Below are 12861 nucleotides of genomic sequence, written 5' to 3' on the forward strand. Positions count from 1 at the left end.
CTGATCATCAAATCGATCTTGAATGTATTGAAATTATTGTGATTTAAATGTACAAATTAGTGGAAACATCACTTCACGTCACCCCTTATGCCATAAAGGATTTTCATGATCTTGCCCTGATCACTGATGTTTGCGCATATTGGCGAAACGAATATGGCTAGCATGCTGTCAACCTTGCCTATCACTCTGGTCTTAATTTCGGCATTACTGATCTTTGCCTTACGCTCGTTCAAGCTCGGTTTAATCAGCCTGGTCCCGAATATCGCCCCTGCGCTTATTGGTTTTGGTATTTGGGCGCTGGTTTCTGGTGAAATTAATTTGGGGTTGTCTGTTGTTGTGACGTTGACGCTTGGCGTTGTGGTTGATGATGCCGTTCATTTTCTCTCTAAATACCAACACGCTCGTAAAGATGGCCATAGTGCGGAACAAGCGGTTCGTTACGCTTTTCGCACCGTGGGGCGCGCGCTTTGGATTACGACTGTCGTGCTTGTTGCTGGTTTCTCCGTTCTGGCGATGTCGAGCTTCCGCTTAAATGCCGATATGGGGCAGTTGAGTGCAATTGTTATCTTCATTGCTCTTGTTGTGGATTTCATCTTTCTACCGACTCTACTGATGTTGTTTGACAAAGGCGTCTACGACGAGGTGGACCGCCGAAACAAGCTTAAATCAACTGACTCTCAAACCACGGCTGTTATTCAGTCATAACGAATCAAAGGATTGAACATGAATTTACTAAAAAATGCCTTAAAAGTATCTGCACTTTCTGTCTCGCTTTTTATGAGTCATGCGGTGTTAGCGGATGAAGCGAAAGGATTAGAAATTGCTCAAGAGCGCAAAGCCCGTGATGAAGGGTGGGGGGATTCTGTTGCTACTATGAAAATGATTCTGCGGAACGCACAAGGAGAAAGCAGCACACGTTTAATGCGCCTTCAATCACTCGAAGTTGAGGACGATGGTGACAAAGGACTCACAATATTTGATGAACCAAGAGATGTGAAAGGCACCGCGTTTCTCAACCACTCTCATACAGTGGGTGCCGATGACCAGTGGCTTTACCTTCCAGCATTGAAGCGTGTGAAACGTATTTCCTCGCGTAACAAATCAGGCCCTTTTATGGGTAGTGAATTTGCGTATGAGGATCTCAGTTCTTTTGAGATCGAAAAATATCGTTTCAATTACTTAAAAGATGACACCATAAATGGGCAAGATGTTTTCGTCATAGAGCAAATCCCTACAGACAAAAATTCAGGTTATACCAAGCAAACGGTGTGGTTAGATAAAGCGCATTATCGCCCACTGAAAGTTGAGTTTTACGATCGCAAAGGGTCGTTGTTAAAAACGCTTTCTTTCTCAGATTACAAGCAGTACCTCAACCAATATTGGCGAGCGCACACCATGGCGATGACAAATCATCAAACAGGAAAAAGCACTGAGCTAACAACAAGTGAAATGCGCTTTAACACTGGGCTAGAAGACAATGATTTTCATAAGAATGTGTTAAAGCGAGTGAGGTAATGGGGGAGAAATGAAGCAATCAAATGTTGGGTTGTTGCTTAGCGCAGCAACCTCTCTTTACTCGATGCCTCTTGCCGCCATTGAGCTTGCAGGACAAGTCAATATTGAGCATCGTCAGTTTTTTGATTCTGGCTCTCAGGGTCAGAGCAAAGCGCAAACGTCATTGGTTTTGCAGCCAGAATTTTACTGGGAGATGCAAAATGGTGATGCGAGCTTTACCCTCACACCTTTCTATCGTTTGGATAATCTAGACGATGAGCGAAGTCATGGAGACATAAGAGAGGCGCTTTATCTGACTTATTGGGATGATTATGAGCTTCGAGTTGGGATTAGTAAGGTCTTTTGGGGAGTGACGGAATCCGCCCATTTGGTTGATGTAGTAAACCAGACAGACGCCATTGAAGCCGTCGATGGTGAAGATATGCTCGGTCAGCCGATGTTGCATTTTACCTCATTCAAAGAGTGGGGCACCGTCCATGCAATGTTATTACCTTACTTTAGGGAACGAACGTTTGCGGGTACTGACGGGCGCTTGCGAACCGAACCTGTTGTCTCAGATGATGCTATCTATGAATCAAGCAGAGAAGAAAAGCAGGTAGATGTGGCTTTTCGATATTCGAAAATGCTTGGCGATTGGGACGTAGGCCTGAGCTATTTATATGGAACAAACCGGGATCCTTACTTTCGTTTTGAGTACGGGGAATTAAAGCCTTACTACGCTCTGATGAGTCATGTCGGTCTCGATGTACAAGGAATCGTTGGCGATTGGTTATGGAAACTGGAAAGTGTTTATCGAGATAGTGCTGATAATCATGTCGGTCTTGTGACGGGATTTGAGTACACCTTCGTTGGCGCATTTGACACGGTTTGGGATGTGGGTGTGATTGGTGAGTACCTCTACGACAGTCGTGGGAATAACGCACAAACTATCGGTCAAAATGATGTGTTTGCAGGCATTCGTTGGGCGCTCAACGACGAGGACGGAACGGAAGTGTTGACGGGAATCACAAAGGATTTAGATAACGCCGATGTTTACAATGCCAAGTTAGAAGCCTCGAGCCGAATATCGAATAACTTTAAGTGGCAAATTGATGCTTGGTTGTTCAAAAATGAAACGCCAAACGATTTGCTCTATTTCGCCCGAGATGACGATTTTATCGAGCTATCTATTCAATACTATTTCTAAAACAAAGGGCACAACTTAACGGCAGATTAATGAAAGATGACATTTTTGACGTTTTTGTGCTCTTTTTATTCAATAACCTCTTCTTTTCGTAATTCAATTTGGCATTGGTGCCCGGTTTGGCTACTATGTACAGCTATCAAAAAACCAATCACTCCCTTATGGACACTACCAACAGGTAGATGAGGAAACGATGCAACATCTAGAAGAGATCATTGCTAGCGCGAGCACTGCAATTGAAGCTGCCGAATCGCTAGTCGCACTTGATGAAGTGCGTGTTCAGTATCTGGGTAAAAAAGGTGAGCTAACTGCTCAACTTCAAAGCCTAGGCAAACTACCACCAGAAGAACGCCGTGAAGCTGGTCAAGAGATCAACAAAGCGAAAGGCGTCGTTCAGCAAGCTATCGCAGCTCGTAAAGACGCACTACAACGTGCAGAGCTTGAAGCGAAACTAGCAGCAGAAACAATCGACGTAACACTACCAGGTCGTCGTATTGAGAACGGTGGTTTACACCCAGTAACTCGTACTGTAGAGCGTATTGAGAAGTTCTTTGGCGAACTTGGTTTTAACACAGAAGCTGGCCCAGAGATCGAAGATGCATTCCACAACTTTGATGCGCTAAATATTGCCGCTGATCACCCAGCGCGTACTGACCACGATACTTTCTTCTTCAATCCAGATTTGATGCTTCGTACTCATACGTCAGGCGTACAGATCCGTACGATGGAAAATGGTAAACCACCATTCCGTTTCATCGCACCGGGCCGTGTATACCGTAACGACTACGACCAAACGCATACGCCAATGTTCCACCAAGTGGAAGGTATGCTGGTTGATGAGAACGTAAACTTTGCACAGTTGAAAGGCATCCTGCACGATTTCCTATGTAACTTCTTCGAAGAAGAAGTAGAAGTACGTTTCCGTCCATCTTACTTCCCATTCACTGAACCTTCAGCTGAAGTAGACGTGAAAGGCAAAAACGGTAAATGGTTAGAAGTTCTAGGCTGCGGTATGGTTCACCCGAACGTACTACGTAGTGTAGGCATCGATCCTGAAAAATACTCTGGTTTCGCATTCGGTATGGGTGTTGAGCGTCTAACGATGCTTCGTTACGGCGTGAACGATCTACGTGCGTTCTTCGAAAACGATCTTCGTTTCCTAAAACAGTTCAAGTAATCCAGAGGGTTCATCAACATGAAATTCAGCGAATCATGGCTTCGTGAGTGGGTAAACCCAGCGGTTACTACTGACGAACTCACTCATCAAATTACAATGGCCGGCCTAGAGGTAGACGACGTTCTTCCTGTAGCGGGTTCTTTCACTGGCGTTAAAGTGGGTCACGTTGTTGAATGTGGTCAACACCCAGATGCAGACAAACTTCGCGTTACTAAAGTTGACGTGGGTGAAGAAGAGCTTCTAGACATCGTTTGTGGCGCACCTAACTGTCGCCAAGGTCTGAAAGTAGCGGTAGCAACAGTTGGTGCTGTTCTTCCAGGCGATTTCAAAATCAAAAAAGCGAAACTACGTGGCCAGCCATCTCACGGCATGCTTTGTTCGTTCACTGAACTAGGCATTGATGTTGAGTCAGACGGCATCATGGAACTAGCAGAAGACGCAGTAATCGGTACTGATTTCCGTGAATTCCTAGGTCTAGATGACGTAACGGTAGACGTAGATCTAACAGCAAACCGCGCTGACTGTTTCAGCATTCGTGGTCTAGCTCGTGAAGTTGGCGTACTAAACCGTGCTGACGTGACTGAGCCATCAGTAGAAGCAGTTGCGCCTTCAATCGACGATAAAGTGTCTATTGAAGTGAAAGCGCCAGCAGCGTGTCCACGTTACCTGGGTCGTGTGGTTAAGAACGTAAACGTTCAAGCTGAAACGCCACTATGGATGCAAGAGAAATTGCGTCGTTGTGGTATTCGCTCTATCGACCCTGTAGTAGACATCACTAACTACGTGCTTCTAGAGCAAGGTCAACCAATGCACGCATTCGATCTAGCGAAGATCGAAGGTGGCATCGTAGTTCGTATGGCTGAGCAAGGTGAGAAGCTAACACTTCTTGACGGCAGCGAAGCAGAACTAAACGCGGATACATTAGTTGTTGCTGACCACAACAAAGCACTTGCAATCGCAGGTATCTTTGGTGGTGAAGAGTCTGGTGTAACAACTGAGACTAAAGACGTTCTACTAGAGTGTGCATTCTTTGCACCTGACCACATCCGTGGTCGCGCTCGTAGCTACGGTCTTCACACTGATTCTTCAATGCGTTTCGAGCGTGGTGTGGATTACGCCCTTCAAGCAAGCGCAATGGAGCGTGCAACAGCACTTCTTGTTGAAATCTGTGGTGGTGAAGTAGCGCCTGTTGTTACGGTTGAGTCTGAAGCAGACTTGCCTAAGCCAAACAAAGTAGCACTGCGTCGTGCGAAACTAGACAACCTACTAGGTCACCACATCGCAGATAGCGATGTTGTAGAAATCCTAGAGCGTCTTGGTCTAACGGTTGAAGCTTCTATTCTTGAAAACGGTGAAGCAGGTTGGGTTGCTATTGCCCCAACATGGCGTTTCGATATCGCTATCGAGCAAGACCTGATTGAAGAAGTTGGCCGTATCTACGGTTACGACAATATTCCTAACCAACACCCAGCTGCAGCACTTAAGATGCACAACCACGTTGAAGCGGATCTTCCACTGAAACGCGTTCGTGATCTTCTTGTTGACCGTGGTTACCACGAAGCAATTACATACAGCTTCGTTGAGCCTGAGCAACAAAAATTAGTTGTACCTGGTGTTGAGCCTCTAGTGCTTCCAAACCCAATTTCTGCAGATATGTCAGCAATGCGTCTTGGTCTTATCCAAGGTCTGCTGAACACGGTTGTTCACAACCAGAAGCGTCAACAGCCACGCGTTCGTCTATTCGAATACGGCCTACGTTTCATCCCATGTGAATCTGCAGAAAACGGCATGCGCCAAGAGCCTATGCTTGCAGGTGTTATTGCTGGTACTCGTGGTGAAGAGCACTGGGATATCGAAACTAACACCGTTGATTTCTTCGACCTTAAAGGCGACCTAGAAGCAGTTCTAGAACTGTCAGCTAACGAAAAAGCGTACTCTTTCGCTGCACTGTCACCTGAAAGCAAAAAAGCTAACCCAGCACTTCACCCAGGTCAATCTGCGGCAATCATCGTAGATGGTAAAGAAGTGGGGGTGATCGGTACCGTTCACCCTGAGCTTGAGCGTAAGTTCGGTCTAAACGGTCGTACTATCGTATTCGAAATCGAATGGTCTGCAATCAACAGTAAAGTGATTCCAGAAGCGGTTCAGCTTTCTAAATTCCCATCAAACCGTCGTGACATCGCAGTAGTTGTGGACGAAGCGGTAGCATCTGGTGACATCGTTAATGCTTGTTTAGAGCAAGGTGGCGAGTTCCTTAAAGATGCGAAACTGTTCGACGTGTACGTAGGTAAAGGCGTTGAAGAAGGTAAGAAGAGCCTAGCAATCGCTCTGACTCTACAGTCAGTTGAGCGTACGCTTGAAGATGCAGATATAGCTGGTGCGGTTGACGCTATCGTTGCTCACGTTTCTGAGAAGTTTGGTGCGTCTCTACGTGACTAAGCGTTAGACGAACTATCTCTCTTAAGAAACTAAAAACCCTGTCAAATCGGCAGGGTTTTTTTATGTTGAGCATTATCTTATTGTGATTCACGTGCTAGGCCGTTTACGTCACCTCCAACAACCTCAAAAATCTGGACCAAACTCGAGGTAACGCTTAATCGAGACTTGGCATATATCGTTTTTCAACCAACAGACGCTAACGCTAGCTTATTGGCGGCTAGGCGGCGAGTGAGAGGGTATAGCTAAGCAGAAGTGGGAGCGTAAGAATACTGAAAAAGTTGCCAAATAGTACCATTGACGCCACTTTCATGGGCTCTATATTCAGCCTTTCCGCAAATAGGTAATTCATGACGGCTGGTGGCAGCATTGTGAAGAGTACCATCATTTGCAATTGCATCGTTGGAAGGGGAATTAACCAATAAATAAGTGCAAATGCAACCGCCCCAGTTGCAAGCGACTGCACGGTACACAATACACCAACCTTTAAACCGTCCACTCTTAAATGACACATTTGCGCCCCCAGGGATAAAAGCATCACGGGTACTGCCGCTTGGCCAAGTAGAGCAGTCGCTTCGTATAAAGGTGCCCATACACCCACATTTGACACGTTGAGAAACAGAGCCAACGACGCAGCTAAAAAGATTGGCATCTTGACTATTTGCTTAAAAGGGTTGCCATTACTAAGTAGCATTACACCTAAACTAATGTGCAAGCATGCTGACACGACAAATAGCAGTACTGCTGAGGATAGCGCAATTTCTCCAAACGTATAGGTAAACAAAGGAATAGCAAGGTTTCCGCTATTGCGAAACATATGTGGTGGTGCCCAGGTTTTAAACGACAGTGACGTCAATCGACATACTGGGATCATGAGTAGTGCGGGAACCAAAACCGCGACAATTGCTGCAAAAAGGAGTGGTCCCTGATTCGAGTCTAACGGCATGTTAACGAGCGAAGAAAACACCAGCGCAGGTGTGAAAACCTCAATGTTAATGCGGTTGATTGGACGAAAGTCAGGCTTGATGTAACGACCTACCAAATAGCCGACGCCGACAAGAGCAAAAACAGGGAAAAGAATATTTATGATTTGATTAATCATGGTCGCCTAGATGAAGTGTAAGGAGCTAATGTGGAGATACACGAAGAACCACATTATCAACCTTTATATATTGCGTCATCGCTGAACAGTGAGAAGCGTGGGTTTAATCAAGCTTTCTAAGCACAGTTGCAAAGCCAGGTGGTCATACCATTTAGTTCAATTGTTACGTATCGAGTTACATACAAATCACTGAATTTACGACAAGTTCTATGTCAAGTGTCTGTTAAATAACCAATCTCTGATATTTTTATTAAATAGTGATTAATGTTGATATTTAAACTACTTTTAGTTTTATCAGCTGGATGTTTTTCCTATTAAAGAGAAAACAAAAACAAAAATATCAAAATGTTGGCGTTTAACAATAATTTACATAGTGCTATTCCTTTTGTTCGCCAAGAAAAAAGTTGGCGAAAATCATAAGCTTGTCATACACTTCCTGATGTAACCCCGATATGTTGTTGAATTGGTAGGGTAAAACTGCTCTGGCGCTACACTAACGTAGCATTGTTTAACATAGCTTTGAGGAAAGTTTTATGGCGCTCACAAAAGCCGAACTGGCAGAAAACCTGTTTGATAAATTAGGATTTAGTAAGCGGGACGCCAAGGAAACGGTGGAAGTGTTCTTTGAAGAGATTCGTAAGGCACTGGAAAGTGGCGAACAGGTAAAACTGTCAGGTTTTGGTAACTTTGATCTTCGTGACAAGAATGAACGACCTGGTCGTAACCCGAAAACCGGTGAAGATATTCCAATTACTGCTCGACGTGTAGTGACTTTTCGCCCGGGTCAGAAGTTAAAAGCTCGTGTAGAAAACCTGAAGAAAGTACAGTAAGCCGAATAAATGGATCACGCTAAGGCGTGGTCTTTTTTTTGCGTAAAACTTGTGTCGCATATAAACGAAAACCACCGCAATGCGGTGGTTTTTCTGTTTTTGAGTATATTAATGATATGGATTACGCTGCTTCTAGGTGCGTTGTTAAGTATGGTTGCCATGCTTGTTGGTACAAGTTTTTAGACTGTGCACGCATGTTGCGAATAGAAGCGAGTTCTAGTTCGCTTAGTTCGCGTTTCTCCATCATCGCTTGGCGTTCTAGTTTCTGGATTTTTTCGTATAGGTCGTGTTCAGGACCGCTTTTCACATCTGCGATGGCTTTTAAGTGCAGTTGAACTTCGGCAACTAGATTTGTCTTTGGTAAACGAACGAGTAAGTTCAAGTCTCTATAGCCTGAAGGACCAGGTTTTTTGAAGCGATTTTTTACTTTAACAATTGTTGTTTCACGCTCTAAGGTTTCATAAATGGAGACTAAGCTCGCGACGTCTTCAGCAACAATCGTGGCACGGGCTAGGTCAGTAATGCGTTCGACTTTTCCATCTAACTCCAAAGCTATTTTTTCTTCTGCTCGTTGTTTGGACTTTACGCCTGCGAAGTATGGCTGAGCATCATTAAGAAGTGCGGTACTTTTACAGATAGTTTCAAGCTCAAATTGTGCTTGGTGAGCTTTGCTGTAAAGAATGTCGAAGTCAGTGTATGGCTGAGTTGGAGTTGCGTCGATTGACTGAATACCATACAAGCCGCTAAGGCTATGTTTAAAGAGTTTCGAACAAACTTCGTTTTGACTTGTTGAACGATTTTGATCGCCACTCGGCGCTGGGGTAATTGGAAGTGCGGCAAATGCCGGTGCACGGCTAAGTACCAAAAGCATCAATGCTGTAGTACGAAGAAATAAGCTCATTCACTCTCCTTAACTTGCTTGTACTTAGAAAATAGGGAACATAAAGGTCGCTAAGTTCGGCAAATCAGGTACTAACTTATTAATGGGGTCATTACGAAAGATTCCAAGGTTTCAGTTTTGTCTTGAAGTGGAATCGTGCGTTAGATCACCATTTCTCTTTTCTTTATTCTGTTTATCAGATAAAGGCGTGGTTCCTATAAGAACGTTTACATCCTATCACCGCTGTATTAACCAAAGATGAACGGCATAGACAAATTGAAAAAAATCGTTAGTCTTACTTCTCAAAATGAAAATCAGCCGACAAGTAGAAAGTAAAATGAGAGACCAAGAGTTTTGGCATAATAAATGGGCCAGTAATCAAATCGGATTTCACTTGGAAGATGTAAACCCGCTATTACCTGCATATTGGCAACACACAAACCCAAAGCGTGAAGACAAAGTGTTAGTGCCTTTGTGTGGAAAGTCAGAAGACTTGATTTGGTTGGCGATGAAGCATGATTCAGTTGAAGGTGTTGAGCTGAGCCATATCGCTGTTCGTGCCTTTTTTGCTGAACATTTTTATACGCCAACCGTGACGCCTCTTAATGGTATGCACGAGCTTTATCAATTTGATGAGCTCTCTATTTATACTGGGGACTTTTTCACTGCACCAGTATCTCAAGCCGATATCATTTATGATCGCGCCGCGTTGGTTGCTTTACCGAAAGATATGCGAGAGGAGTATGTAGAGCGTCTCAAGCAACTTTTGAATCCAGGTGGTCGTATTTTGCTTGTTACACTCAACTATCCTCAAGAAGAGATGGCAGGGCCTCCATTTAGTGTGCCAGTCGAAGAGATTGAGCAGTTATTTTCAGGTTACAAAGTTACCTGTTTGAACGTAGATGAAGCTGATGAAAACCATCCTAAAATTGCGAAAAAAGGCTTAAGTCGCTTCTCTGAAGAAGTGTACCTAATCGAGAGTGAATAGGTTTTTTTGGTTTGTAAAACGAAATAGCGCAGCAATTTGAGCTGCGCTATTTTTGTATAAGTGGTTCGTATTTAATAAGTGATATTAACTTTTGAAGCACTTTCAACAGCATCTTGAACGGCTTCTTCGGTGGTTTTTCGTCGCGTAAGGACAACACCTAAACGACGGCGACCATCGATTTCTGGCTTGCCGAATAGACGAACTTGCGTTTGAGGTTGATCTAAGGCTTTGGTTAGGTTGTCAAAGCGAATGTTTGTGGAAGTCCCTTGCCCAAGAATAACGGCCGACGCAGATGGACCATATTGTACGATATTATTAATCGGCATTCCGGTAAATGCACGTACGTGGAGAGCAAACTCTGACATTTCCTGAGAAATCATAGTGACCATGCCTGTATCGTGTGGGCGAGGAGAGACCTCATTGAAAATGACCTTATCGCCTTTAACAAATAACTCTACACCAAAGATGCCGTAGCCACCGAGTGCGTTGACTACTTTCTCTGCCGTGTATTCTGCTGCTTTTACTGCGTTTTCTGACATGGCTTGTGGTTGCCATGATTCGCGGTAGTCGCCATCTTCCTGACGATGGCCAATTGGAGCACAGAAGTGAACACCGTCAACGGCTCTGACGGTCAATAAAGTGATTTCGTAATCGAAGTCGATAAAACCTTCCACGATCACGCGACCTGCCCCCGTACGTCCGCCTTCCTGTGCGTAATCCCATGCTTTTGCTACGTCGTCTTCGGTCTTGATGACACTTTGCCCTTTACCTGAAGAACTCATAACTGGCTTTACTACGCACGGGATGCCTACATGCTCAACCGCGGCTTTGAAGTCTTCAAAAGTATCTGCAAAACGATAAGGTGATGTCGTCAGTTCTAGCTCTTCTGCAGCCAAACGTCGGATACCTTCACGATTCATTGTTAGCTTGGTTGCCTTAGCGGTTGGAACAACATTCAGCCCTTTTTCTTCAAGCTCTACCAGTTTGTCGGTTGCGATAGCTTCGATTTCAGGTACGACGTAAGTAGGTTGTTCCTTCGTAATAACTTCTTCTAAGGCGCTTCCATCTAACATATCGATGACGTAACTACGGTGAGCAACTTGCATCGCTGGAGCATTAGCATAGCGATCACAAGCAATCACTTCTAAACCAAGTCTCTGACATTCAATTGCGACTTCTTTACCGAGTTCGCCAGAGCCTAAAAGTAATACACGGGTAGCATTTGCGCTGGTTGCAGTGCCAAACATAGTGTTCCCTTACAAAATAGAGTGGTGAGACAGAAATTGCAGGAGAACATACTGAAGTTTTATGACAAAGCAAACGTTTGCTTTTGGTTTTTAGGCAATAAAAAAGCTCTACATGCCGTAGAGCTTTTTATACTGAAATTGTCGCTTATACGTTGACAAAACTAAGTGGAATATCTGGATTCAACGCTTCTAACGTTGATTGCGTATCAGCCAAATGACTGATCTTGCCTTCTGAGTTTTCTACCAGAGCAGCGGCTTTGATATTGTCAAAAGTTTCACCCGCAAGTAGTACTTGGATCAGCGCAACTTGTAACGGCGGCAAGCTAGGGTTAAACGCCGCATTTTCCGCATAAGCACCTTGGAATACACGGCCGCTAGCCATTTCTAATGCTAAGCCACTCAGGTTGTTGGTATATGGTGAGTGGCTCATGTTCATCGCTTCAACAGCGCTTTGAATTAGAGTGTCTTCATCATCGCATGAGAACTGATGCTTTACTTCTGCCATTAAGCCGGATTCGATACCGAGATCGTTTGGTCCAAAGGCTTCAGGTAGGTATTCATGCAGCGACTTTTCTTCGCGTTCTGGGAGCTGAATTTTAAGCTCGTTTGCGGTAGATAACTCGTTCATGAACTGACGGCAGTGACCACATGGGCTGAAGTTAATAGTGATATCTTTAATACCACGTTCACCTTTCATCCAAGCGTGGCTAATTGCAGACTGCTCAGCGTGAACTGTTTGACCTAACTGAACACCAAAGAATTCCATGTTGGCACCGAAGTAAAGGCGACCTGAGAGACCACGAGCGATAGCACCGACATAAAATTCAGAAAGAGGAGCATAGGAATATGCTGCGGCAAAAGGAAGTAGAGCAACACGAAGCTCTTTATCTGATAGACCGGTAGCTGAAAGCAACTGCTCAAACTGTTGAACTGAAAGCGTAGCATCAAAATCATCAGCTTGGATGATAGGAGCAAGTTGTTTGGAAAGTGCTTCTGGAGCGCCTGCTAGCGCCTGTTCAATGCGACTTTTCATGTTGAATCCTTGTTATTGCATGGACAGTTATTCTATGTGAAGGATAGAAATGTTCCGTGCGTTAGATCACGATAAATAATGCAATTGATAATTCTGTTACATAATTAGAGTGAGCTCACACATGTATTCGATTGCACTGACGTGAAGCGTTATCTCCGTCTCACAATTAACCATATCAGTATATATTCATATGACCAAGACGCTGGGATATGTTAATTACGATGCCTACATGTCCACACAACGTTATTCCTAGATATCTAAGCAACGTTGAGTCAGTAATATTGCACTGAATGTTGAAGTTATTAGTGTGTATCTCGTCAGAGTGCCTTAACGATCTTACTAGAACGGGTTGTATGGATAATAAGTACTCCAATCGGGTAAGGTGAGACCCAGACTTTAGCTGCAACTAAAGTTCTTCTATCTGGTAGTTCGATTGAACGATGGCTCCTCAATTGAGAGACCGGTAACAA

At 44.3% G+C, this 12861-nt stretch carries 10 protein-coding genes and 1 pseudogene; 7 read left to right on the forward strand and 4 right to left on the reverse strand.

Features of this window, described 5'->3' with window-relative positions; genetic code table 11:
- Positions 1-120 precede the first annotated feature (120 nt).
- From NL643_RS22485 to pheT, 5 genes and pseudogenes are all read left to right on the forward strand, one after another.
- Positions 121-705: pseudogene (locus NL643_RS22485) on the forward strand (MMPL family transporter); the annotation flags it as partial.
- Positions 706-723: 18 nt separating this feature from the next.
- Positions 724-1515: an outer membrane lipoprotein-sorting protein gene (locus NL643_RS22490; RefSeq protein WP_005395903.1), complete on the forward strand. Its 792-nt coding sequence runs from the start codon at positions 724-726 to the stop codon at positions 1513-1515.
- A 10-nt stretch (positions 1516-1525) separates the two neighbouring features.
- Complete coding sequence (locus NL643_RS22495) at positions 1526-2701, forward strand: hypothetical protein (protein ID WP_253645232.1); 1176 nt, start codon at positions 1526-1528, stop codon at positions 2699-2701.
- A gap of 190 nt (positions 2702-2891) precedes the next feature.
- Positions 2892-3875, forward strand: coding sequence for a phenylalanine--tRNA ligase subunit alpha (gene pheS / locus NL643_RS22500; RefSeq protein WP_005385470.1), 984 nt, complete (start codon positions 2892-2894; stop codon positions 3873-3875).
- Positions 3876-3893: 18 nt separating this feature from the next.
- The gene (pheT, locus tag NL643_RS22505) at positions 3894-6314 is read left to right on the forward strand and encodes a phenylalanine--tRNA ligase subunit beta (RefSeq protein ID WP_253645233.1); all 2421 of its coding nucleotides are present in this window, start codon (positions 3894-3896) and stop codon (positions 6312-6314) included.
- A 217-nt stretch (positions 6315-6531) separates the two neighbouring features.
- Here the strand turns inward: pheT and NL643_RS22510 are convergent, their stop codons facing one another.
- The gene (locus NL643_RS22510; protein WP_074191174.1) at positions 6532-7413 is read right to left on the reverse strand and encodes an AEC family transporter; all 882 of its coding nucleotides are present in this window, start codon (positions 7411-7413) and stop codon (positions 6532-6534) included.
- Positions 7414-7946: 533 nt separating this feature from the next.
- Between NL643_RS22510 and ihfA the strand changes: the two genes are divergently transcribed.
- Positions 7947-8243, forward strand: a complete 297-nt coding sequence (gene ihfA / locus NL643_RS22515) for an integration host factor subunit alpha (protein WP_005377899.1) — start codon at positions 7947-7949, stop codon at positions 8241-8243.
- Positions 8244-8364: 121 nt separating this feature from the next.
- Here the strand turns inward: ihfA and NL643_RS22520 are convergent, their stop codons facing one another.
- On the reverse strand, positions 8365-9144 hold the full coding sequence (locus NL643_RS22520) for a RelA/SpoT domain-containing protein (RefSeq protein ID WP_006741655.1): 780 nt from the start codon (positions 9142-9144) through the stop codon (positions 8365-8367).
- Positions 9145-9460: 316 nt separating this feature from the next.
- On the opposite strand from NL643_RS22520, the gene NL643_RS22525 reads away from it, so the two are divergent.
- Positions 9461-10111 (forward strand): thiopurine S-methyltransferase, encoded by a 651-nt coding sequence (locus NL643_RS22525; protein WP_164666168.1) that lies wholly within the window; start codon positions 9461-9463, stop codon positions 10109-10111.
- Between the two features lie 71 nt (positions 10112-10182).
- On the opposite strand, the gene purT is transcribed toward NL643_RS22525, so the two are convergent.
- On the reverse strand, positions 10183-11358 hold the full coding sequence (gene purT / locus NL643_RS22530; RefSeq protein ID WP_182036749.1) for a formate-dependent phosphoribosylglycinamide formyltransferase: 1176 nt from the start codon (positions 11356-11358) through the stop codon (positions 10183-10185).
- Positions 11359-11503: 145 nt separating this feature from the next.
- Positions 11504-12391: a cytidine deaminase gene (cdd, locus tag NL643_RS22535; RefSeq protein WP_253645234.1), complete on the reverse strand. Its 888-nt coding sequence runs from the start codon at positions 12389-12391 to the stop codon at positions 11504-11506.
- Between the last annotated feature and the right edge of the window lie 470 nt (positions 12392-12861).

Origin of the sequence: Vibrio sp. Y42_MX_L11, assembly GCF_024181785.1 — a bacterium.
GTDB lineage: Bacteria > Pseudomonadota > Gammaproteobacteria > Enterobacterales > Vibrionaceae > Vibrio > Vibrio diabolicus.